Raw genomic sequence first — 23484 nt, forward strand, 5'->3', positions numbered from 1 at the left:
TGCGTCGAACTCGCCGCCCACCAATGCGTCGAACTCGCCGGCCGACGCGCGTCCGCTCGCCGCCGCCCCCGCTGATACACGACCGATGGGTTCCCGAGCACGGGCCGCGCTCTGCCGACCGTGGGGCGGAGACCTCGTCCCCGGAGTCTTGCTGCCGTACCGATCCCGTACCGCAGCCCCTGGAGGCGGCCCGTGTCCCTTCCCCGTACCCCCCGGCATCGCCTCGTCGGCGGTGCCCTGGCCCTGGCCCTGCTGACGGCCCTGGGCATCGCCGTCGCCTCCCCCTCGGGCGCGCCTCCGGTGCAGGGCGACGAGCGCCTGTCGGGTGACGCGCGCCTGCCGGTTTCCGGCATCGGCGCGCTCCCGTGGCCGCAGGACGGCCAGAGCGCCGTCGAGCTCGAAGGGACCGGTTCGCTGGGCGAGCGGGGCGGGCGGCGGCCCGTACCGATCGCGAGCCTGACGAAGGTGATGACCGCCTATGTCATCCTCAAGGAGCACCCGCTGCGGCCCGGCGAGGAAGGCCCGCTGATCGAAGTGGATCGGACGGCCGCGCAGGAGGTGGGGGTCGGCGGCGAGTCGACCGTCCCTGTACGGCATGGCGAGCGCTATTCCCAACGCCGGCTCCTGCAACTGCTCCTGATCCCCTCCGGAAACAACGTCGCCCGGCTGCTGGCCCGCTGGGACTCCGGCAGCCAGGCGGCGTTCGTGGCGAAGATGCGGCGCGCCGCCGGACGGCTCGGCATGAAGGACACGGTCTACACGGGGGCGAGCGGCATCGAGCCGACGACCATTAGCACCGCGGTCGACCAGGTGCGGCTGACGCGGGCCGCGATGGAGGACCCGGTCTTCCGGGCGGTCGTGGCCACCCGCGAGACCACCGTCCCCGGCCTCGGGACGATCACCAACACCAATCCCCTGCTGGACACCCCGGGCGTCCTCGGTGTGAAGACCGGCTCCAGCACTCCGGCGGGCGGGAACCTCCTGTGGGCCTGCGAGGTGCGCGTCGGCGGAACGCCCCGGCTGCTGGTGGGAGCCGTCCTGCACCAGCGGGCGAACACGACGCCCGCCGAGGGACTCCGGGCCGCCGTCGACTCCAGCCGCGGGCTGCTCACCGCCGTCCGCGACCGGCTCGCCACCGCCGGAACGGCGGGCCGGGCACGATGACAGCGACGACACGCCCGGACCCCGCCGTCACGGCGCCGGACGGCACGGCGACACGCCCAGACGCTGCCGCCGCGCCGCCGGACCGCACGGCGACAGCGACGGCGACGGCGACCAGTCCCTCCGCCAAGCCCGACGGCACGGCGACACAGACCGGTCCCTCCCCCAGGCCGGACGGCACGGCAGTCGGCCCGGACCGCGCCCCCGGGGCCACGGACCGCCCGACGGACGCCGGGGCGCGTCGGCGGTGGTGGCGGCGCCGCGGGGCGGCGGTCATGGGCTGCTCCGTCCTCCTCGCGGTGAGCGTCGCGGGCCATGGGCTGCTGCCCACACTGCCCGGTCGGCTGAGCAGTCTGGCCGAGACCCTGCTGCCCTGGAGCGCACTGGCCGTGCCGGTGTTGGTGGCCGCGGCCCTGCTGCGGCGGGCGCCGGTGGCGGCGGCGGTGGCCTTGGTGGTGCCGGCGGCGGCGTGGCTGGCGGTCTTCGGTGGAGCCCTCGCCGACAAGACGTCCCCCGGCGGGGACCTCACGTTGGTCAGCCACAACGTCAACGAGGCCAACCCCGACCCCGAGGGAACCGTGCGGAGCCTGCTCGCCGCCGGGGCGGACGTACTGGCCCTGGAGGAGCTGAGCCCGGCCAGGGCGCCCGCCTACGAGCGGGCACTGGCGGAGGCCTACCCGTACCACTTCTACCAGGGCACAGTGGGCCTGTGGAGCGTCCATCCGCTCAGGGACGCGCGGGCCGTGCCGATCATGCCGTGGACGCGGGCGATGCGGGCCACGGTGGACGCGCCCGGCGGGCGGCTGGCCGTGTACGTCGCCCACTTGCCGTCCGTCCGCGTGGGTCCGGCCGGATTCACCGCCGGGGCGCGGGACGAGGCGCTGGGCCTGCTGGCGGCGGAGGTACGGGCCGAGCCCGTGCGGCGCGTCGTCGTCATGGGCGACCTCAACGGCGCCACCGACGATCGCGCGCTGCGGCCCCTCACTGACCGTCTCGTCTCGGCGCAGGCCGCGGCGGGCGCGGGCTTCGGCTTCACCTGGCCGGCGCGCCTGCCGGCCGTACGGATTGACCAGATCCTTCTCGGGGGCGTCGGGGCCGCATCGGCTTGGACCCTCCCCGCGACGGCCAGCGACCACCTTCCGGTGGCGGCCCGGATCCACCTGTCCGCGGACCCCGCTCCCTGACCCCCGAAGAACTCGTAGCCCATGAGGCAGCGACTCAGCGGACCCGAAGCGCCGTTCCCGTGGCGACGAGCCGCAGCTCTGGTGCCGAGCGCCTGCACATGGGTAACCTAATGCAAGATGTCTTTCATTAAGGCTGTCGGTCGTCGCCAGGCCGGTGGTCGCCGTGCGGCGTACACGAGGGAACGCATGACTGAGAAGCCCGGCCGGCAGCGCCCCGGCGGACGCACTGCCAGGAATCGTGAGAACGTCCTGCGCGCGACCGCCGACCTGCTCCTGAACGAGGGGTACGAGCAGCTCACGATCGCCCGGGTCGCCGCCGCGGCGGAAGTGGCGGAGACGACTGTCTACCGCCGGTGGCCGAGCAAGGTGCACCTGGTGGCCGACGCGCTGTCGGAGCTGGCGAGGGACGAGAATCCGATTCCGGACACCGGGACGCTCGAAGGTGATCTGCGCGCACTGCTCAGCCAGGTCATCGCGCTGGTCGAACGCCCCGAGGTGCACAGGGTGATCCTGACCGTCGTGTCTCTCGCGGCGCGCGACGACGAGGTGGTGCGGGCCAAGGACGCTTTTTGGGAGGCGCGGTTCGCCGGTGCTGCCGACATCGTGAGCAGGGCTGTGGAGCGAGGTGAACTCCGGCCTGACGTCGACCCCTACGAGCTGATCGAGGATCTCGCGGCTCCCGCGTACTTCCGGGTTCTCGTCACGGGCCGTCCGCTCGACAGCCGTCTCGTCGATCGCTCCGTCGAGCTCGCGTTGAACCGGCAGGGCATCCGGAGCACGGCGGGCTCCGGGCCTCGCGCATCACCGTCGACCGACCGCCGAGCCGAGGCCGCGGACGACCACCGCTGACCGCCCTTCACAGGAACGGAGCACCACCCATGAGCAGTGCACCACCCACCGTCTACGCGATCATCGACGGCCGCCGGTTCACCCGCGACCGGGTGCTCGGCTGGGAGGCCGAGCGGCTGCCCGTCGCGGCCTCGAAGATCGGCCTTCCGGTACCGGCTGGGGAACTCGCCTACCAGCGGCGGGCGTTCGCCGAGAGCAAGCTCTCCCTGGGCGCCGAGGAGATCAAGCGTCGCCTGGCACGCGACCTCCGCACCAGCGCAATCGTGGCGGACGCCAGCATCTGGCTGTCCCGCGGCCGGCGCGCCACGTCCGTCTGCGAGCTCCACGTGGCCGGCGGCAGCGCGAACGACTTCGTCCAGTGGTTCGACGACACCTCGCGCGACGACTACGCCCGCTCCATGACCGCGGCCCACCCCGAGCACTTCCTCATCCAGGCTCTCCCGGACGGGAGGCAGGAAGTCATCGAGACCACCGGCGGCAGCCCTCTGGCGACCCGGTTCCTCGTCGACTACAGCGACCTCTCCACGCTCAGCACCCCGCGCGACCCGGGTGCGGACACCGAGGCCGCCGGCGTCGCCATCAGCGGCAAGGGCATCCATATCGGAGGCGTACGCCACGAGTTCCGCGACGTCCCGGGAGGTTTCCACGCGCGGCTGTGCGTCGAGTTCCCCCGGGCGACGTTCCCTCACATGCTCTCCGCGCACCGTCGGCACCTGGCCATCGAGTTCTCGAACTGGGTGGAGTTCGCCTTCGGCGACCCTCGCTGAAGCCTGGGGCAGGAGGTCCGACACCGCCCTGTCGCACAAGTCACTTGGGGAGAAGGCCTGTTCACCTTGGCACGTCCGGGAAACGACTCGACACTACAGGCGTAGTGCCTCCCTCCCGGGGGCTCTACATCTGTCGCGGGCGTGTGCCGCCTCGCCCGCAGGACACGTGCACCGGACATGGAGGAGAGCGCCATGATGATCGACTTCGTTCCCGATCCGGAGCTTTACCCGTTCGCGTCACGGTGGTTCGACTCGTCCGCGGGCCGGGTCCACTACGTCGATGTCCGAGCGCCCGGACGGCTTCGGCTACACGGTCGCGGAGCACACGGCGGTCCTGGGAGAGCTGATGGACCATCTGGGCCTTGACGACTTCGTGGTGATGGGGCAGGACTGGGGTGGTCCCATCGGGCTGGGTGCGGCGATCACGCGGACGGACCGCGTCAGGGGGATCGTGCTGGGCAACACGGCGTTCTGGCCGATCGAGCAGCGGGCGAACCGGGCGTTCAGCGCGATCATGAGCAGCCGCCCCATGCAACGGCGCATCCTCGAACGGAACTTTCTCGTGGAACAGTTCCTGCTCGGCAGAACCGGTCCCGCTCTGACCGCGGCCGAAGCCGACCACTACCGCATGGTGCAGCCCACGAAGGAGGCCCGGCGCGGCCTCGCGGTCATGCCCGGGGAGATCCGCGCCGCGCGGCCCCTGCTGGAGGAACTCGCCCGCGAGGTGCCCGCGCGGCTCGGTGACAAAGCGACTCCGGCCGTCTGGGGCGTGCGGGACCCGGCGTTCCGGCCCCAGGCCTGCATCCCCTGATCGCGGTCGCGGGCGCGGTCGCGGTCGACGCGTTGCTCGACGCCGGGCCGGTGGACAGGGAGGCGGCGGCCGGTGGCGTGGCCACCGCCTCCTACGCGTCCGGCGGTTCACCGCCGGGTGGGTCAGGCCTTGACGTTCACCGCGGCCCAGGCGGCGTCGACGGCGCGGGCCTCGGGGCTGCCGGCGCCGTAGAGGTCGGCGGCGGCCTTGAGGGTGCCTTCGCGGGCGCCGTGGTAGTCGGTGGTGGAGGTGAAGTAGGCGGTCAGCGCCTTGTACCAGATCTGTACGGCCTTGTCGCGGCCGATGCCGGTGACGGTGGAGCCGTCGATGGTGGGGCTGTCGTAGTGGACGCCGTTGATGTCCTTGGCGCCGCTGCCTTCGGAGAGGAGGTAGAAGAAGTGGTTGGCGACGCCGGAGGAGTAGTGCACGTTGAGGTTGCCGACGCCGGAGGTCCAGTAGTCGGCGGAGCCGCGGCCGTCCTTGCTGGGCTGGTCCTGGTAGCGCAGGGGCTTGCCGTTGCCGAAGATGTCGATCTTCTCGCCGAGGAGGTAGTCGCCGGGGTCCTGGGGGTTGTTCGCGTTCCACTCCACGGCGGTGCCGAAGATGTCGGAGGTGGCCTCGTTGAGTCCGCCGGACTCGCCGGAGTAGGTCAGGTTGGCGGTGGCGGAGGTGACGCCGTGGCTGAACTCGTGGCCGGCCACGTCGAGCTGGGTGAGGGGGTGCTGGTTGTTCGCGCCGTCGCCGTAGGTGATGGTGAAGGACCGGTCGTCCCAGAAGGCGTTCTGGTAGGCGTTGCCGTAGTGGACCCGGGAGACCGGGGCGCGGCCGTCGTTCTTGATGCCGTTGCGGTGCAGGACGTCCTTGTAGAAGTCCCAGGTCTTGGCGGCTCCGTAGGCGGCGTCGACGGCGGCGGTCTGGTTGTTGCCGGGGGTGCCGTCGCCCCACGCGTTGTCCGCGTCGGTGAAGAGGACGCCCTTGCCGCCCGTACGGTGCTGGAAGTCGAGGACGCTGGAGCCGCCGCGCACGGCGTCGACGAGGCTGAAGCCCTTGGACGACGTGGTGGTGTCGAGTGCGACGGTGCCGCTGTACTGGCTGGCGCCGGTGCCGGTCGCGCCGGCCTGGGGGGTGCCCGGCTTGGCGGCCGTGGAGCCGCTGTTGGTGGTGATGCCGTCGGCTATGTCGTCGATGAGCTGCTGCTCGTACAGCTTCCTGCCGGTGTTCGCGTCGGTGACGACGCGCAGCAGGCTCGGGGTGACGCCGTCGTCCTGGGTGCCGCTGACGACGGTCTCGTAGGCGAGGACGGGCTTGCCGTCGGCGGCCCAGATGACCTTGCGGGGGGCGTCGCCGGTGGCGGAGTCCGTGGCGCGTGCGGCCTTGGCGGCCTTGACCGCGGCGGACTTGGCGGCGGTCGGAGTGAGCTTCGGGGTGAGCGAGGCGACCTTGATGGCGGCCTTGACGGCCTTGGTGACGTCCTTGACGGCGCCGTCGGCGGCGCGGTGGACGATGAGGTCGCCGCCGAGGACGGGAAGGCCGGCGTAGGTGCGCTCGTAGCGGGTGTGGACCGTGCCGTCGGCGTCCGTGACGACGTCCTTGACGACCAGCTGCTCCTTGGCTCCGAGTCCGAGCGGCGAGGGGGTGGCCGTGACGGAGGTGCCGTCGTGCGGCTGCGGCGCGGCACCCGCCGACGCGGTGGCGGCACCGGCGGCGATCAGGGCGCCGGTGAGGACGACGGCGCCGGAGGTGAGGGCGAGACGCCGCGCGGTGCCGCTGGCGGGGGAAAGCGAGGACATGTGTTTCTCCAGGGATTCGTGGGGAGTTGGACGGGATCGCCGCCCACCCGTTCGAGGCGGATTGCCTTGCTGGGCAGGGACATTCGCAGCCCGTCGCGCACATGTCACGGGTGACATAAGGAGATTCGACCCGGTCGCGCCTGTTTTGCCGCCGCTCGCTTCACGAGATGGACGAGCTCGCGACACACGCGGACACGCTGGCACGGAATTCGGAAACGCCGGCGAAAGGATTGCGGAGGGGCGCACGCCGCGCCCGGTGCGCGGGCGGACCCCGGGCAGGGATGCGGACTGTGATGCCCGTCTCTCACGTTGGGGCGATTCGCGCTGATTGGAGGGGATTTCCATTGCGGCGACATGAACAGAGAAACACTCTGGACATCCAAGGCAATATCGCTTGCCAGCCTTCGAATCTGGCGCTTTGCGACCGCATCGATCTTTCGATCTAATGCTCGATGTCCGGAGCGGTCACCCCGTCTCCGAGGTGATCCAGGGCGTTCCCCCACAGTCGGCGCGCCCCGAACGAGCGGGAGTACGGCAGCGTGGCAGCGGTATCGGTGGTGGACGCGTTCCGGCGTGATCGGGTCGGGATCGTCTCGTTCCACGTCGTCGGGTTCTTCGTGCTCCTCGCCCTCGCGGCGCCCCTGATCACCACCCTCTACGGCAAGAACCCGACCGAGCACTACGGCCAGAACGGGGTCGGCCTGCTGAGTCCGGAGGGCCTGCCCCTGCTGCCCAACGGCGGCATCTCGGCCGAGCACTGGTTCGGCATCGAGCCCGGCCTCGGACGGGACGTCCTCGCCCAACTCCTGTACGGCATCCGCACCTCGCTGCTGATCGCCGTCACCTCGGCCGCCATTGTCGCCGTCATCGGCGTGGTCGTCGGAGTGGCCGTGGGTTATCTCAGCGGACTCGCCGACCGGGCGTTCACCTTCGTCTGCAACGTCCTGCTCGCCTTTCCCAGCCTGCTGTTCCTGCTCACGCTGGGACCGGTCATCCAGACCCGCTTCGTCGCACCCGACGAGAACGAGCCCTCCTGGATGCAGTTCACCGTCCTCATCCTGGTCTTCTCCGCCTTCGGCTGGGTGCCGCTCGCGATGGTGCTGCGCACGGTCGTACGGTCCCTGCGGGAGCGGGAGTTCGTCGAGGCGGCCCGCGCCCTCGGCGCGAGCAGGCGGCACATCGTGTTCCGCGAGCTGCTGCCGAACGTCTGGGCGCCGGTCCTCGTGCACATCACCCTCACCGTGCCCGCGATGGTCACCACCGAGGCCGCGCTGTCCTTCCTCGGGGTCGGCATCAACGAGCCCATCCCCGACTGGGGCCGCATGATCTCCCGGGGCGCAGACGTCTTCTACGACGACCCCACCTACATGGTCTTCCCCGGCGCCGCGCTCCTCGTGTTCGTCCTCGCCTTCAACCTCCTCGGCGACGCCGTGCGGGACGCGCTCGACCCGCACACCGTCCGCTGAGCCCCGTACCTTCTCTCACCCTCATCGGCAACACCCGCACCACATAACGGAGTTCGTCATGCCCGCAATCACCCTGCGCGCCGCAGCCGTACCGGTTCTCGCCACCACCACCGCCCTACTGCTGTGCTCCTGCTCCGCGGGTGCGGGCGCGGGCACAGGCGCCGGGCAGGGAAAGAGCAACACCGCCGCCAAGAGCGGCCAGCGGCTGACCACCACCCTCGGCACCGCGAAGGACAGCCAGGGCCCCGCCCCCGAGGTCCCCGGCGCCCGCAAGGGCGGCACCGTCACCGTCGCCAACCAGGCGGACTTCCCGCACCTCGACCCGCAGAAGATCTACGCCGGCGAGCGGTACAGCACCTCCCTGCTATGGGGCCGGCAGCTGACGCAGTACCAGATCGTCGACGGCAGGCCCCGGTTGGTGGGCGACCTCGCGACCGACACCGGCACCTCCTCCGACGGCGGCCGGACCTGGACATACCACCTCAAGGACGGCATCGCCTGGGAGGACGGCAAGCCCGTCACCGCACAGCAGGTCAAGTACGGCATCGAGCGCACCTTCGCGCCCGGCTTCGAGGTCGGCCCCGCCTACTGGCAGCCCTGGCTCACCGGCACCAAGGACCTCACCGCGGCGGTGAAGAAGTACGGCGGCCCCAAGAAGGACGGCGATCTCAAGGCGATCGAGACGCCCGACGACAAGACCATCGTCTTCCACTTCCCCCAGCCGCAGTCCGACGTGCCGTACATGGCCGCGCAGTCCTCCTCCTCCCCGGTCCGCGAGGACAAGGACACGGGCACCGGCTACGACGTGAAGCCCTTCGCCACCGGGCCGTACAAGATCGTCGAGCACAAGCAGAACCAGAGCCTCACCCTGGAGCGCAACCCGTACTGGAAGCCGGAGACGGACTCCATCCGGCACGCCTACCCGGACCGCTTCGAGTTCACCTTCGGTAAGGAGGCCCTCAACACCGCGCAGGAGGTGTTGGCCGGCCAGGGCACCGGTCCGACCACGCTCACCACCAAGGACCTGCTGCCGCCGGAGCTGATCTCGACGGTCGAACGAGACCCCGCCAAGCGCGAGTTGGTCGTCTCCGGCAGCAAGGGCGCCTACACCCAGGACCTGTACATCAGGAACGACCGCGTCACCGACCCCGAAGTCCGCAAGGCCATCCACTACCTCTTCCCGCGCGAGCAGGCCCGCCAGGTCCTCGGCGGCCGCTACGCCGGCGACATCGCCACCACCCTCTCCTCGCCGGCCGTCGTCGGCTGGAAGAAGTACGACCTCTACCCCGTCGCCCCCACCGGCGACATCGCCAAGGCCAAGGAACACCTGGCCAAGGCGAAGACGAAGGTCACCAAGCTGACGTACGCCTACCCCACCGACAGCCCCGCGGACGACCAGGTCGCCCAGGTCCTCGCCGACGCCTTCGCCAAGGCCGGGATCAAGCTCGTGCTGAAGGGCCTCCAGCCCGGCGCCTTCAACGACCAGGTCTTCGGCGGCGAGGACAGCCCGTACGACCTCTTCCTCTCCACCAACTCCGTTGACTGGCCCACCCCGTCGACCCTGCTCCCCCTCGGCTACGAGAGCCACCTGGACGCGGTGTCCAACACCATCCGCTACGGCAACCCGCAGGTGGACAAGGAGCTGGCCCGCATCGCGGAGATCGGCGACGCACAGAAGAAGGCCGAGGAGCTGATCGCCCTGGAGCAGACGGTCATGAAGGACGTCCCGCTGGTGCCCTTCCTCTACAAGAGCGTCTCCCAGTTCCGCGGCGAGCGGATCGGCGGCGCCGCCATCCACCCGATCTACGGCGTCACGGCCCTGGCCAACGTGTACGTCAAGAACTCCTGACCTCCGCGACCATGATCCGATACCTCCTCAAGAGGGTCGCGCAGGCCGTGGCGGTGCTCTTCGCGATCACCGCCACGGCCTTCGGGCTCTTCCACGCCGCCCCCTCCGACCCGGCTCTGATCGCCTGCGGCCCCAGGTGCACCTCCGCACAGCTCGCGGCCGTCCGCACGAGCATGGGGCTCGACCAGCCGATCGTCTCCCAGTTCACCGACTACGTCGGCGGCATCGTCGCCGGCCGCACCATCGCGGACGTCGACGGCACCCCGATCCCCTGCCCGGCCCCGTGCCTCGGCTACTCCTACACCCTCCACCAGCCCGTGCTCACCGCCATCGAGGACCGCCTCCCGGTGACCGTCTCCATCGCGGTCGGCGCGCTCACGGTGATCCTGCTCCTCGGGGTCGGCTCGGGCCTGGCGGCGGCCCTGCGCCGGGGCAGGGCGACCGACCGTCTGCTGTCCGGCTTCAACCTGCTGGGCGCCAGCGTCCAGATCTACTTCCTCGGCTACGTGGTCCTGTTCCTGCTCGTCTACTCCACGGGCCTGTTCCCGCCCCCGCGCTACGTCCCCTTCGCGGACGGGCCCGGCCAGTGGGCCCTCGGCCTGATCCTGCCGTGGCTGGTCCTCGGCTTCGTCAACGCCGCCGTGTACGCCCGACTGACCCGCGCGCAGATGCTGGAGACCATGCACCACGGGTACGTCCGCACGGCTCGCGCCAAGGGCCTGGGCACCCTGCGCACCCACCTCAGGTACACGGCGCGCGGAGCGGCCGGCCCGCTCGTGCAGCTGCTCGGCCTTGAGGTCGGGGCGTTGCTCGGAGGCGCGTTCATCACGGAGACCGTGTTCGGTCTCGGCGGCGTCGGAAAGCTGGCCGTGGACGCGGTGACCGGCAACGACCTGCCCACGGTCGTCGGCACCGTCCTCGTCGCCGCGTTCTTCGTCGTCGTGTTCGTGGCCGTGGCCGACCTGGTGGTGGCCTGGCTTGATCCCCGAGTGAGGCTCGCATGAGCGATAGACCCGCAGTGAGCGTCCGCGACCTGGCGGTCGCCTTCCGCACGGCGCGGGGCCCCGTCTCCGCCGTCCGTGACATCTCGTTCGACGTGGCACCGGGCGAAGTCCTGGGCCTCGTCGGGGAGTCGGGCTCGGGCAAGTCGACGATCGGCCTGGCCGCCCTGGCCCTGCACGATCCGGTACGCACCCACGTCGACGGCAGCATCCGGCTCGGCGGTGACGGCCTCGACCTCGTGAGCGCGCCCGAATCGGTCCTGAAGACGGTCAGGGGCTCCCGTGTCGCGATGGTCTTCCAGGACGCCCTGGACGCGCTGTCGCCGTTCCACACCATCGGCGCCCAGGTGGCGGAGGCGTACCGCATCCATCACCCACGGGCCGGCCGCGGGGCGGCGAGGGAACGGGCCGCGGCGATGCTGGAGCGGGTGGGCATCCCGGCCGCCCGAGCCTCGGACCACCCCCACCAGCTCTCCGGCGGCATGCGCCAACGTGTCGTCATCGCCATGGCACTGGTCAACGATCCGGCCGTCCTGATCGCCGACGAACCCACCACGGCACTGGACGCCCGGGTCCAGCACCAGGTCCTCGACCTGATCCGCGAACTCCAGTCGGAGACCGGGACGGCCATGCTCCTCATCACGCACGACGTGGGCGTGGTGGCGAGGACGTGCGACCGCATGCTGGTGATGCGCGACGGCGAGGCGCTCGAAGAAGGCCCCACCGCGCGCCTCCTGACCTCCCCCGCCCACCCCTACACCAAGGCCCTCATCGGAGCGGCCCCCACCCTGGCGACCGTCCCCGGCACCCGCCTTCCCACGGTCGACGCCCCGGAACCGAAGCCACGCGCCAAGGCCCGTCTCCGCGCCGCCCCCGACCCCGGAGTCCTGGCCGAAGTACGCGACCTGCGCGTGGACTACCCCGGCCGCCGCCGCTCCCGCCCCCACACAGCGGTGAAGGGCGTGAGCCTCCACGTGGCACACGGGGAGACCCTCGGCCTGGTGGGCGAGTCCGGCTCGGGCAAATCCACCATCGCGCGAGCCCTGACCGGCCTGCGCCGTCCCACGAGCGGGGAGATCCGCTTCGACGGCCGGGACGTCTCCGGCGCCGCGACGGACACACGGCTGCGCCGGGAGCTGAGCCGGGACGTCCAGCTGGTCTTCCAGGACCCGTACGCGTCCCTCAACCCGCGCCACACGGTGGAGCAGATCGTCACCACGCCCCTGCGCATCCACACGGACCTGGACCGGACGGAACGCCGGAAGCGGGCGGCGGAACTGCTTGAGCAGGTGGGCCTGTCCCCTTCCCACCTCTCGCGCCATCCGCACGAGTTCTCCGGCGGTCAGCGTCAACGCATCGGCATCGCCCGGGCGCTGGCCGTCCGGCCACGTCTGGTCATCGCCGACGAGCCGGTGTCCGCACTGGACGTGTCGGTCCAGGCGCAGGTCCTCAACCTCCTGATGGACCTGCGGGAAGACCTCGGCCTGTCGCTGCTCTTCATCTCCCACGACCTGGCGGTGGTACGGCACTTCTGCGACCGCATCGCCGTCCTGAACCAGGGCGAGCTGGTGGAGGTGGGTCCTCGGGACACCGTCTTCGACTCACCGGCCGCCCCCTACACGAGGGAACTACTGGCCGCGTTCCCGCACGCTCTCCCGGCCGATGCGGGCCGGCCCGCGCAGCACGTCTGATCCGACCGCGCCCCGTCACGGACGGGATCACGTCTGATCCGACCACGGCCCCGTCACCGACGGAATCACGCCCGATCCCACCACGGCCCCGTCACGGACGGGACGCACACCTCTCACCCGGCACAAGTAGCCCAAGGAGCCCCCATGACGAACACCCCGACCGAGCCCGACTCCGACTCCGTCCCCGACCTTCCCGACAACCCGGCGGCGAGAAGGAACGGTCTGATCACCTGGCTCTCCATCGCCGCCGTGGCCGTGATCGCGGCGGTGGCCGTACTGATCTCCCACCTCACAGGTGGCTCCTCACGGGCCGACGCGTCCGGGCGGGTCACCGTGAAGATCGGTACGACCGACCAGAGTTCGGACTTCTGGCCCGTCCTCACCCGGCGCGCCGCCGAGGAGGGCATCGACATCGAGCTGGTCAACTTCAGCGACTACACGCAGGCCAACCCGGCGCTGTCGCAGAAGCAGATCGACCTGAACCTCTTCCAGCACCTGCTGTTCCTCGCCAACCACAACGTCGCCGACAAGGACACCCTGACGCCGATCGGTTCGACCGTCGTCGTACCCCTGAGCCTCTACTCGAAGAAGCACACCGCGCTGCAGGACATCCCGGCGCACGGCCGGATCGCGATCCCCAACGACCCGACCAACCAGGCCCGGGCGCTCCTCGTGCTCCAGCAGGCCGGCCTGCTGAAGCTGAAGGGCGGCGGGTCCGTGCTCGCGACGCCCGCGGACGTGGACACCGCCGCGTCGAAGGTCGCGGTCACCCCCGTGGACGCCGCCCAGACCGTCGCCTCGCTGCCGTCCGTCGACGCGGCCGTGATCAACAACAACTTCGCCCTGGACGCCAAGCTGGACCCGTCGAAGGCCCTGTACGGCGACAACCCGTCGAAGCCCGAGGCCGAGCCGTACATCAACGTCTTCGTCTCCCGGGCGGCCGACAAGAACAACCCCACCTATCTGAAGATCGCCAAGCTCTACCACGAAGCGGCGGTGAAGAAGGCGGCGATCGACGCCTCCAAGGGCACGGCGGTGGCCGTGGACCGTCCGCAGGCCGACCTCGCACGCATCCTCGCCTCTCTGGAGGAGACGGTGCGCGCGGCGCACTGACATCAGCGCGGAGGAGGGGCGTCCGACGCGGACGCCCCTCCTCCCCCTTCTCCCCCGTCGCCCCGTCTCCCCCGGCTCCGACTCGAAACAGGGACTCATGGCACCACCACTGATAGAACTGCGCGACGTCAGCAAGACCTTCTCCTCACGGTCGACGACCGTCACCGCGCTCGACTCGATCGACCTGGAGATCGAAGCGGGGGAGATCTTCGCGATCATCGGACACTCCGGCGCGGGGAAGAGCACGCTGGTGCGGCTGATCAACGCGCTCGAACACCCCACCTCGGGCACGGTCAGCGTCGACGGCCTGGTGATCACCGAGCAGAGCGAGCGGGAGCTGCGCCGCGTCCGTTCGCGGATCGGCATGATCTTCCAGCAGTTCAACCTGTTCCGCTCCCGGACGGTGTTCGGCAATGTGGCCTACCCGCTGAAGCTCGCGGGCTGGCCCAAAGAGACCCGGCGGGCCCGGGTCGCCGAACTCCTCGCCTTCGTCGGCCTGACCGACAAGGCATGGGCCTATCCCGACCAGCTCAGCGGTGGACAGAAACAGCGCGTCGGCATCGCACGGGCACTGGCCAACGACCCCGCCATCCTCCTCGCCGACGAATCGACCAGCGCACTGGATCCCGAGACCACCCAGGACGTTCTACGGCTCCTCCGGCGCGTCAATTCCGAACTGGGAGTGACCGTCGTGGTCGTCACCCACGAGATGGACGTGGTACGGAGCATCGCCGACCGGGTCGCCGTACTGGACTCGGGCAGGCTCGCAGAGCTCGGCACGGTCTACGACGTCTTCTCCGCCCCCCGGTCCGACACCGGCCGCCGTTTCGTGGACACGGTTCTGAGAAACCGCCCGGACGCGGACGACGTGGCGCGGCTCAGGAAGCAGTACGAAGGCTCCCTCGTGTCCGTCACCGTCGACGGAGACGCCGTGATGGGCCACGTCCTGACGGACGCCGTACGGCGGCACGACCTCCGTTTCGAAATCGTGCACGGCGGGATCGACACCCTCCAGGGACGCTCGTACGGCAGCGTCACGCTCGCACTGTCCGGTGCGGAGCCGGACATCGAATCGGCAGTGGCACGGCTCCGCACGGTCGCCACGGTGGAGGTACTCACGTGAGCACGGACTGGGACAACCTCTGGCCGGTCTTCACGACCTCCATCGGCCAGACCCTCTGGATGGTCGCCGTGACCATGGTCGTCGGCGGCTTCCTCGGTCTGCTCCTCGGCATCCTGCTGTACACGACGCGCCGCGGAGGACTCCTGCAGAACACCCCGCTCTACGCGACCCTGAACGTCCTCGTCAACTTCATCCGCCCCATCCCCTTCATCATCTTCATCACCGCCGTGGGCCCACTGACCCTCAAGGTGGTCGGCACCACCATCGGCACCGCCGCCGCGACGTTCCCCCTGATCATCGCCGCCACCTTCGGTATCTCCCGCATCGTCGAACAGAACCTCGTCACCATCGACACCGGAGTCATCGAGGCCGCCCGCTCCATGGGAGCCGGCCCCACACGCATCATCACCACCCTCCTCATCCCCGAAGCCCTGGGCCCACTCATCCTCGGCTACACCTTCGTCTTCGTCTCCGTCGTCGACGCGACCGCCATCGCCGGCGCCGTCGGCGGCGGAGGCCTCGGAAACTTCGCCATCGCCTACGGCTACCAGCGCTTCGACTGGACGGTGACCTGGATCGCCGTCCTCACCATCGTCCTCCTCGTCCAACTGGCCCAGTTCCTGGGCAACTGGCTGGCCGGGAGGACGCTTCGGCGGTGACACACCGAGGACGGGACGGCCACGCGTGGCGCCGCGCGTGGCCCCTGCTCCTCACCTCGAAGTCCGGTCGATCTTCCAGCAGCGCGCCGGTGGGGCGTTCCGCGTCGAGGTGATCCATACCGACCACGGGTCGAGTTCTTCGAGGCCCATGCAGTTGCCTTGACGTCGCACCCCGCCAGCAGACCCTAGAAGAACTCAGGTCCAGGTCGGTCCCGCGGCCGCGCCCGCGCCCGCGGCATGAGGCTCGCCCCCTGTAAGGCTCGGCCCGAAGGGGGATGGGAAGATCTTGCCGAGAACTCCGGCGCGAGGAGGCAAGGTGGAGGACGGCTCGCCGCACGACCATCCCGACTGGGACGGGGTTGTGCTCGCGGCTCGTGAGCGGGCCCGCTCACGGCAGACCCTCATGAGAACGGCTTTCCGGTGCTGCCGTGGCCAGGCTTCCGCTCCGATCCCGAACTCGGCGCCGAGGCACGAATGGTCGCAGCCTCCGTGCTCGACACGGAGGGCCTCTGGGCAGACTCCTTGGACGACACACAGCTGCACTTCGCGATCCACGATCTGAAGACGGTCGCGGAAGCGCCGTAGTGGGGGTCCTGACGCCAGGACCGCGAGCTTCGGGGATCGGCGGTCAGAACAGCGAGAGTTCACCCCGGAGCCGGCGTCGCAGGAACGTGGCGAACGTCTGGTCCTCCAGGCATGTGAGCGCCGACGTCTCCGGCTCGACGTAGGCCACGCGCCATTCCTCGGGAGCACCCTTGGCGCTGAGCCAGCCGAGCGCACGACCACCAGCCTCCCCCCATTGCAGGAACAGCCCGTCCTCGTCCAGTCGGCGCAGCCCCGGGGTGCCAGGACCGGCCGCGACGGGGAAGACCCGTACACCGGCGACGACGCCGCCGGGGAACTCCCTCATGATCGCCAGGTAGTCCGCCGGAAGCGCGCCGAACGACTCGCCCGCCCGGCCGAGCAGCTCCTCCGCGTACTGCCGGACGCCGGGAACGCCGATGCTCCGCACGCGGGTGACGATCTCCTCGACCGCCCCTATGTCACGGTCGGCCAGCACCATGGCTGTCGCGCGCTTGTCCTCGGCCACCTTCCAGAACGTGCCGGCCTCGTACTCCTGGTACTCCTCGTACGTCTCGAAGGCGGGTGTCCCGTCCGCGCGTCCCGCGACGGCCCGCGCGACGAACTCCGATGCGGAGAAGGGAAGGTCCAGCCAGAACTGGAAGTCGGAGTCGGTGAGGACGGTCGTCCAGTCCGCGGTGTCCGCGGAGGTGGTGTCCCACAGCAGCACGCCGTCGTTGGCGGTGCGCCCCCAGGGCACCATGCCGCGGGGGCGCGGGTGTAGGGGCAGCCAGACCTTCTGCTCGCGGCTCTCCAGAGCCGCCTTCATGTCCGCGAGGCGCAGTGCGGTGTCTCGCGTGAAGTCCTCCAGCGAGCGCACCGGATGGTCGGCTCCTCCGAGCAGCACGGAGGACGCGATCACCCCCTGTGGCAGGGCTTGGACCAGCGACTCGAAGTCCTGGGGGACGATCTGGCCGTATCCCTCTCCCTCCGGCCGCACAGGGGCGTCGAGACCCAGCAGCCGGAGGACGTCGAGATGATGCATGTGTTCCTTCCTCTACGGCAACGGCGGTGAGGATCGGGTGCGCGGCCCAGGGCCTGCCCGCCGTCGCCGTGGTTCGTTCAGAGGTGGCGCGTGGAGTTTCCGGGGACGAGTCGGGAGGGGACGGTGACCGGTGCCGGGTTGCGGCCGGTGAGGCGGTCGATGAGGGCGGCCGCGCACATCGTTCCGACTTGTCGGGCATCGAGGGTGAGGGTGGTGAGCGCGGGGACGGTGCCGGGTTCGGCCTCGTCCACGACGGTGACCATGAGGTCGTCGGGGATGGTGAGCCGGCGTTCGCGGGCGGCGGCGAGGACGGCTTCGCCGTAGGTGCGGTTGAGGGCGTGGACGGCGTCGGGGCGTGTATCGAGCAGGCGGCGGGCGGCGTCGAGGGCGGGTTCGCCGGGGCCGGTGCGCTCGACTGCGGTGGACAGGTTCCGCGCCGCGCACCACGCCGCGTAGGTCTGCTCGCTGTCGACGGTGAACGAGTCGAGTTCGGGCCCGGTGAGGAGTCCTGTCCGCCGGGCGCCCGCCTCGTACAGGTGGTCCATCACGCTCTGGATGCCGGTGACGATGTCGCTCTGCACGTAGGGGAGTTCGGCGTGCGAGGGGTCCATCGGGCGGCCGTCGGTGACGACGGCGAGGCCGCGCCGGAGGGCTTCGTCGATGACGGGGTCGCCGGCGATGGGGTCGACGACGATGAGGCCGTCCATGGGGATGCGGGTCCAGAGGTCGGTGCCGGGCCCGACGGGCACGACGACGAGTGCGTAGTCGCGGTCCACGGCCTCGACCGTGGCGCCGGCGGTGATGGCCGCGTAGTAGGGGCGATAGGTGCGTTCCCAGGGTTCGGAGCTCTGGTGTCCGGCGGCGAGGCCGATGACTCCGGTACGGCCGGAGAGCAGCACCTGGGCGGCGGGGTTGGGACGGTAGCGGAGTTCCTCGGCCACGAGCCGGACGCGCTCACGGGTACGGGCGCTGACCTGGCCCTTGCCGTTAAGGGCGTGGGAGACGGTGGTGATGGACAGTCCGGCCGCCCGGGCGACGTCCTTGATACCGACGGTGCGGGCGCCCTCCACAGGCCGCCCGGCCTGCGGCTGCCGACCCGCGTCCGGCTGCCGCTCCGTGTCCGCGGGCCGCCCCGCGTGCGGCAGCCGCTCCGTGTCCGCAGGCCCCTGCGTGTCCGCGGGCCGCCTCGCCTCCGGCCCCCGCTCCGTGCCCGTAGGCCGCTCCATGTCCGCGGGCCTCCCCGCCTCCGGCCGCCGCTCCGTGCCCGCCGGCCCCCCCGCGTCCGGCAGCCCCGCGTCCTGCAGCCCTTCCGCGTCCGCGGGCCGGTCGGCCGCACGCCGCGGGCCGCGCTTCCCGCCCGCCGGGCGCCCGGTGGCGTCCTCGGGTCCGTGCATCGCGGGTCTCCCCTCACCCTTGACTCCCAAAACCTTTTGGGTCAGCATACTCGACATTCCCGCACCCAAAAGGTTTTGGGACCTTCATCCCCTTCTCTCGCTTCGAGCCCCGGGAGCCCCCGTGCGCCGTCCCCGACCCGCCTTCCTTCGCGCCCCAGCCCACGCCGCCGCTCTCCTCGCAGCCGCCGCCCTCACACTCACCGCCTGCTCCTCCGGCCCCGGCGGTGATGCCACCAGCGCGGTCACCAAGGCGCAGGGCAACCGCTACGGCGACTGCACGGTGAGCGGCAAGCGGGGCGAGATCAAGCTGAAGACCGTCACCCCCGGCACCCTCACCGTGGCCGGGGACCTGCCCTCCCCCGGGTGGTGGAACGGCAACACCGTCGCCGACATCAAGAGCGGCTTCGAGTACTGTCTGGCGGCCGAGATCGCCCACCGCGCGGGCCTCGACAGCCTCGCCATCCGCAATGTCTCCTTCGACGCGATGGTCGCGGGCAAGGCGCAAGGCTACGATCTCGCGCTCGCCGAGGTGTCCATCACCGACGCCCGGCGCAAGGTGGTCGACTTCTCCACCCCGTATTTCGACTCGAACATCGGCGTGCTCGCCAAGCCGGGCTCCGTCACCGCCGCGAACATCCGCGGGCTGCGCCTCGGGGTCAAGCAGGCCACCTCCGGCGCGGCCTTCGTCAAGGACGAACTCAAGCCCGGGAAGCCCGTGTCGGTCTTCCCCGGCGACCCGGAGATGCTCGCCGCGCTCCAGTCCGGGCGCATCGACGCCGCCCTGACCGACACGGCGATCCTGCTCGGCCAGGCGGCCAAGTCGAAGGGGGTGTTCAGCGTTGTGGGCCAGTACGCGACCGGGGAGTCGTACGGCGCGATCCTGCCGAAGAACGGCCCCGACTCCGCGGCGCTGGACGGCCTCCTCGCCGCCCTGAAGCGAGACGGCACGCTCGACCGGCTCTCCCGCGAGCACCTCGCCAAGGCATTCGGCGGCGACCCTGCCGCCATCCCCGTCTGGAGCCTGTGATGAGCACCGCCACCACCACCGCCAAGCCCCCCGTCACCGCGCCGCCGCCCGCCGTACGACTCCCCCGCCTTCTGCCCTCGGCCGCTTTCGCCGCCGCCGTCCTCGTCTGCCTGGCCGCCGGCTGGACCGCCGCGGTGCTCTGGCAGGCAGCGCCTGCCGGCGGCCCCTGGTCCTGGACGCTGCGCACCGTGGCCGTCGTCGGCGCCCTCGCCTCGCTCGCGGTGCTCAAGCCTGCCGGTCAGGCGATACGGGCGGCCGCCCGGGCCCGTGGAGCAGCCACCGAGCGCGCGCGGCTCGCCGAGGCGCGGGCGGAGGCGGCCGAGGCCCGCGAGTCCGCCTGGGTCGCCGTCGGCGCCTCGGCCGCCGTACTGCTGCTGACCGGGATCACGCTCTTCCTGCTGGCCAACGACCACGCCGTCCAGGCCACCTTCTTCAGCCCCGAGGCCATCGCGTCGAGCGCCGCCGACGTCGCACGCGCCTTCGGCACCAACGTGTTCATCGCGGTGGCGGCCGAGGTCCTCGTCCTCGCCTGGGGCCTGCTGCTCGCCGTCGCCAAGCTGGCCCCGGGCCGGGCCGGCCGGCCGCTGCGGCTCCTCGCGACCGCCTACATCGACGTCTTCCGCGCCGTACCGAGCATCGTCGTCATCTACCTCATCGGCTTCGGTCTGCCGCTCGCCCAGATCCCCGGGCTCAGCGCGCTCACCCCCACCTGGGCGGCGGTCCTCGCGCTGACCCTCACCTACGGCGCGTACGTCGCCGAGGTGTACCGGTCGGGCATCGACTCGATCCACTGGAGCCAGACCGCCGCCTCCCGCTCCCTCGGCCTCTCGCACGCCCGCACACTGCGGCACGTCGTCGTCCCGCAGGCCGTTCGCCGGGTGGTGCCACCCCTCCTCAACGACTTCATCGGGCTGCAGAAGGACACCGCCCTGGTCACCGTCATCGGCACCATCGACGCCTTCAACCAGGCACGGATCTACGCCTCCAACGACTTCAACCTCTCCTCCGTAACCGTCGTGGCCGCGCTCTTCGTCGTGATCACGATCCCGCAGACCCGGATCGCCGACCGGCTCCTCGCCCGGTCCGGCACGGCATCGAAGGGTGACTGAGACCACCATGGCCTTTCTCGAGATCGACGGCATACGGAAGTCCTACGGCGCCCAAGAGGTGTTGCGCGGACTGGACCTGACAGTGGATCAGCACCAGGTGGTCACCCTCATCGGGGCCTCCGGCTGCGGCAAATCCACGCTCCTGCGCTGCGTCAACGCCCTGGAGACCATCGACGCGGGACGGATCGTCCTGGACGGCGACCCGGTCTCCGGGCGCGGGGTCGACGTGGACAGGCTGCGCCGGGACGTCGGCATCGTCTTCCAGCACTACAACCTCTTCCCGCACATGGACGTCCTCCACAACATCACCCTCGCGCCGACCGTCCTCGGTGTCCTGAGCGAGGAGGAGGCCGAGCAGCGGGCGATGGAACTGCTGCGCCGCATCGGCCTCGCCGACAAGGCGAAGCAGCTCCCCGACCGCCTCTCCGGCGGGCAGCAGCAGCGCGTGGCGATCGTCCGCGCCCTCGCGATGCGCCCGCGCCTTCTGCTCCTCGACGAGATCACCTCCGCCCTCGACCCCGAACTGGTGGCCGAGGTCCTGAACATCGTCCGCGACCTCGCCGAGGACGGCATGACCATGCTCCTCGCCACCCACGAGATGGGCTTCGCCAAGGAGGTGGCCCACCAGGTGTGCTTCCTCCACCAGGGCACCGTGCTCGAACAGGGCCCGCCGGAACGGATCTTCGGCGACCCCCAGGAGGAACGCACCAAGGCGTTCCTGCGACGCATCGTGGAGGCGGGACGGCTGTGACCCTCACGTCCGCACACCCTGTACTGGTGGTCCAGCACGAGGCCGACACCGGCCCCGGCCTGGTCGGCGAACGGCTCACCGAGACCGGGATCGACCTGCGCGTCCACCATCCGTGGCGGGGCGACGAGCTGCCCGGGAGCCTGGCCGGCTGGGCCGGCCTGATCGTCCTCGGCGGCGCGGCCAACTGCGAGGACGACACGGCCGCCCCCTGGCTGCCGCGGGTCAGGCAGCTGATACGGGAGGCCGTCGAGACCGGCCTCCCGATGCTGGGCATCTGCCTCGGAGGGCAGATCCTGGTCCACGCCCTCGGCGGCCGGGTCTCCCGCCGCCCGCACGGACCCGAGGTCGGTGCCGTACCACTGCGACGGCTGCCCGCCGCCGACGGCGATCCGGTGCTCGGCGCGGTGCCCGATGGTGCCCTCGCGGCCCAGTGGCACTGGGACGACATGGACCGCCTGCCGGCCGGGGCCGTGCCCCTGCTGACCGGTGACGACTGCCCGCACCAGGCCTTCCGGGTCGGCCGGCGGGCATGGGGCGTGCAGTTCCACCCCGAGGTGCTCTCCGCCTCGATCGCCGACTGGGCCGACTCCGACGGACCGGCCGTCCGCGCCGCCGGCGGCGACCCGGACGAAGCGATCACCTCCGTACGAGACGCGGAGCCTCAACTGCGCCTGGTCTGGGGCACGATGGCCGAGGCGTGGGCTGCGGTCGTCCTCGCGCGGGCGGAGGCGGACGGCGTCCGCGTACCCTCCCCCGCCTGGGCCGCGCGGGACTGACCGGATCGGCAGGTGCGCACGCCGTCACCCGCGCACCTGCCGCAGACCCGGTCCAGCAGCCACCGAAGTAGCCGGATGCGCAGCCCCCTCGTCCGGGCGCGATCGGCCGTTCGCGTGAGCCGGTGCCCGGGTCTGCGGCGGCACGCTGTGCGGTCACGCACACTTCTTTTCACATGGGTTCACATAGGACTGCATCGCGAACCCCTCAGGGAGGCACCGTACGACCGTGCCGTCCCCCGGACCACGGAAGGCGCGCCCCGTGCCCGAGTCCCCGCCCCTCGTCCGCCCTCCGGGCACCGGCGAGGCGGACGCCGCCCGCCTCCGTTTCCGCGCCGACGGTTACGTGGCCCTGCCCGGCCTGCTCACCCGCGACGGGCTGGGCGCGCTGCGGCAGGAAGCGCGGCGGCTTGAGCGGGTCGCCCGGCGCAGGGACTTCCGCATGGCGTCCATGGGGGGCTCGCCGCGGCACATGACCACGCTCGGCGGCCAGGTCATCGCCCGGGAATCCCGGCTGGTGCGGGAGCTCTACGCCGACCCCGCCGTGCTCGGCCTGGTGGCCGAGGTCACCGGAGACCACCCCGCGCCCGTCCCCGACCTGACGGAACGACACGTCCTCAACATCCTGCACCGCGACGGCGACACCCACGGCGCGCACACCGACGACTACCCCTACGCGCTCGTGCTCTTCCTCGAAGCCCCCGACACCCCCGCGGACGGCGGCCTCCTGGAGTTCGTCGCCCAGGCCTCCTCACTGGCGGACCTGGACACCGCGCGGGCCCGTACGGCCCATCACCACGCGGGCGACGCCTACCTCCTGCGCAGCGACACCACAGCCCACCGGGTCGCGCCGCTGGCCCGGCCCGGCACACGCCGCACAGTGCTCAACTTCGCCTACGCCAGCCCCTCGACCCCACCCCGCAGCACGCCCTCGGCACGCGAGCTGTACGGGTGACCCGCAGCGCGGACGCGCAGGTCGGTTCGATGAGATCCGGTCGATCGTGACCTTGCCGGTGCCCGCCAGATGGCCGGTGACGCAGCCCGTGCGACGTTCACCGTGAGGTGACGGTCGGCGCCGACCACCATCCGGGCGAGCCGCACGATCGTTTCTGTGGTGACGTTCCGGGCGGCGCCGGTGTGGCGGTGTACCGGCGCCGCCCCCGCGCCCGTACAACCACGGTCGTGATCCCCCGCTTCGTGCGACGCGGGGTGCCCGCGCTCGCCCTCGTCCCCCTGCTCCTGACCGGGCCGGGGGGGGGGGGGGGCGGGGGGGGGGTGGGGGGGGGGGGGGGGGGGGGGGGGGGCCCCCCCTCCCCCCCCCTTCCCCCCCCAACAGACAAGCAAACCCCCCTTCCCGAAG

Annotated in this window: 21 protein-coding genes; 18 read left to right on the forward strand and 3 right to left on the reverse strand. The window is 71.2% G+C overall.

The features are described from left to right. The first annotated feature begins 192 nt into the window (after window positions 1–192). The 5 genes from ACZ7G1_RS16660 (at window position 193) to ACZ7G1_RS16680 (ending at window position 4772) form a co-directional block, all read left to right on the forward strand. Window positions 193–1164 (forward strand): D-alanyl-D-alanine carboxypeptidase family protein, encoded by a 972-nt coding sequence (locus tag ACZ7G1_RS16660; protein WP_470877286.1) that lies wholly within the window; start codon window positions 193–195, stop codon window positions 1162–1164. A gap of 272 nt (window positions 1165–1436) precedes the next feature. Next, on the forward strand, window positions 1437–2345 hold the full coding sequence (locus ACZ7G1_RS16665) for an endonuclease/exonuclease/phosphatase family protein (RefSeq protein WP_470877326.1): 909 nt from the start codon (window positions 1437–1439) through the stop codon (window positions 2343–2345). Between the two features lie 186 nt (window positions 2346–2531). Continuing rightward, window positions 2532–3194, forward strand: coding sequence for a TetR-like C-terminal domain-containing protein (locus tag ACZ7G1_RS16670; protein ID WP_470877285.1), 663 nt, complete (start codon window positions 2532–2534; stop codon window positions 3192–3194). A gap of 29 nt (window positions 3195–3223) precedes the next feature. Beyond that, window positions 3224–3961 (forward strand): hypothetical protein, encoded by a 738-nt coding sequence (locus tag ACZ7G1_RS16675; protein WP_470877284.1) that lies wholly within the window; start codon window positions 3224–3226, stop codon window positions 3959–3961. 280 nt (window positions 3962–4241) lie between these two features. After that, window positions 4242–4772: an alpha/beta fold hydrolase gene (locus tag ACZ7G1_RS16680; protein WP_470877283.1), complete on the forward strand. Its 531-nt coding sequence runs from the start codon at window positions 4242–4244 to the stop codon at window positions 4770–4772. Between the two features lie 122 nt (window positions 4773–4894). Here ACZ7G1_RS16680 and ACZ7G1_RS16685 read toward each other — a convergent pair whose 3' ends face one another. Continuing rightward, entirely contained in the window at window positions 4895–6562 is a 1668-nt protein-coding gene (locus tag ACZ7G1_RS16685) for a M4 family metallopeptidase (RefSeq protein WP_470877282.1), read from the reverse strand. Between the two features lie 539 nt (window positions 6563–7101). Between ACZ7G1_RS16685 and ACZ7G1_RS16690 the strand changes: the two genes are divergently transcribed. The 8 genes from ACZ7G1_RS16690 (at window position 7102) to ACZ7G1_RS16725 (ending at window position 16049) form a co-directional block, all read left to right on the forward strand. Beyond that, a complete protein-coding gene (locus tag ACZ7G1_RS16690) occupies window positions 7102–8028 on the forward strand; it encodes an ABC transporter permease (RefSeq protein WP_470877281.1) in 927 nt (308 codons plus the stop codon). A gap of 58 nt (window positions 8029–8086) precedes the next feature. After that, the gene (locus ACZ7G1_RS16695; RefSeq protein ID WP_470877280.1) at window positions 8087–9877 is read left to right on the forward strand and encodes an ABC transporter substrate-binding protein; all 1791 of its coding nucleotides are present in this window, start codon (window positions 8087–8089) and stop codon (window positions 9875–9877) included. 11 nt (window positions 9878–9888) lie between these two features. Further along, window positions 9889–10881: an ABC transporter permease gene (locus ACZ7G1_RS16700; protein ID WP_470877279.1), complete on the forward strand. Its 993-nt coding sequence runs from the start codon at window positions 9889–9891 to the stop codon at window positions 10879–10881. Then, the gene (locus ACZ7G1_RS16705; RefSeq protein ID WP_470877278.1) at window positions 10878–12569 is read left to right on the forward strand and encodes a dipeptide ABC transporter ATP-binding protein; all 1692 of its coding nucleotides are present in this window, start codon (window positions 10878–10880) and stop codon (window positions 12567–12569) included. The genes ACZ7G1_RS16700 and ACZ7G1_RS16705 overlap by 4 nt, the downstream gene beginning before the upstream one ends. 144 nt (window positions 12570–12713) lie before the next feature. Then, window positions 12714–13682, forward strand: a complete 969-nt coding sequence (locus tag ACZ7G1_RS16710; protein ID WP_470877277.1) for a MetQ/NlpA family ABC transporter substrate-binding protein — start codon at window positions 12714–12716, stop codon at window positions 13680–13682. Between the two features lie 97 nt (window positions 13683–13779). Then, window positions 13780–14805: a methionine ABC transporter ATP-binding protein gene (locus ACZ7G1_RS16715; RefSeq protein WP_470877276.1), complete on the forward strand. Its 1026-nt coding sequence runs from the start codon at window positions 13780–13782 to the stop codon at window positions 14803–14805. Continuing rightward, a complete protein-coding gene (locus ACZ7G1_RS16720; RefSeq protein WP_470877275.1) occupies window positions 14802–15464 on the forward strand; it encodes a methionine ABC transporter permease in 663 nt (220 codons plus the stop codon). The genes ACZ7G1_RS16715 and ACZ7G1_RS16720 overlap by 4 nt, the downstream gene beginning before the upstream one ends. 420 nt (window positions 15465–15884) lie before the next feature. Continuing rightward, complete coding sequence (locus tag ACZ7G1_RS16725) at window positions 15885–16049, forward strand: hypothetical protein (protein WP_470877274.1); 165 nt, start codon at window positions 15885–15887, stop codon at window positions 16047–16049. 43 nt (window positions 16050–16092) lie between these two features. Here ACZ7G1_RS16725 and ACZ7G1_RS16730 read toward each other — a convergent pair whose 3' ends face one another. Continuing rightward, complete coding sequence (locus ACZ7G1_RS16730) at window positions 16093–17070, reverse strand: hypothetical protein (protein ID WP_470877273.1); 978 nt, start codon at window positions 17068–17070, stop codon at window positions 16093–16095. A 77-nt stretch (window positions 17071–17147) separates the two neighbouring features. Beyond that, a complete protein-coding gene (locus ACZ7G1_RS16735) occupies window positions 17148–18464 on the reverse strand; it encodes a LacI family DNA-binding transcriptional regulator (RefSeq protein WP_470877272.1) in 1317 nt (438 codons plus the stop codon). Window positions 18465–18585: 121 nt separating this feature from the next. Between ACZ7G1_RS16735 and ACZ7G1_RS16740 the strand changes: the two genes are divergently transcribed. The 5 genes from ACZ7G1_RS16740 (at window position 18586) to ACZ7G1_RS16760 (ending at window position 23079) form a co-directional block, all read left to right on the forward strand. Next, window positions 18586–19491, forward strand: coding sequence for an ABC transporter substrate-binding protein (locus ACZ7G1_RS16740; RefSeq protein ID WP_470877271.1), 906 nt, complete (start codon window positions 18586–18588; stop codon window positions 19489–19491). Next, window positions 19491–20600 (forward strand): amino acid ABC transporter permease, encoded by a 1110-nt coding sequence (locus ACZ7G1_RS16745; RefSeq protein WP_470877270.1) that lies wholly within the window; start codon window positions 19491–19493, stop codon window positions 20598–20600. The genes ACZ7G1_RS16740 and ACZ7G1_RS16745 overlap by 1 nt, the downstream gene beginning before the upstream one ends. A 7-nt stretch (window positions 20601–20607) precedes the next feature. After that, on the forward strand, window positions 20608–21351 hold the full coding sequence (locus tag ACZ7G1_RS16750; protein ID WP_470877269.1) for an amino acid ABC transporter ATP-binding protein: 744 nt from the start codon (window positions 20608–20610) through the stop codon (window positions 21349–21351). 26 nt (window positions 21352–21377) lie between these two features. Beyond that, window positions 21378–22127 carry a type 1 glutamine amidotransferase gene (locus tag ACZ7G1_RS16755; RefSeq protein ID WP_470877268.1) on the forward strand — a complete coding sequence of 250 codons (750 nt, stop codon included), beginning with the start codon at window positions 21378–21380 and terminating at the stop codon, window positions 22125–22127. A gap of 259 nt (window positions 22128–22386) precedes the next feature. Then, complete coding sequence (locus tag ACZ7G1_RS16760) at window positions 22387–23079, forward strand: HalD/BesD family halogenase (protein WP_470877267.1); 693 nt, start codon at window positions 22387–22389, stop codon at window positions 23077–23079. The last annotated feature ends 405 nt before the right edge of the window (window positions 23080–23484 follow it).

The sequence above is a fragment of the Streptomyces sp. NPDC037273 genome (assembly GCF_055603625.1).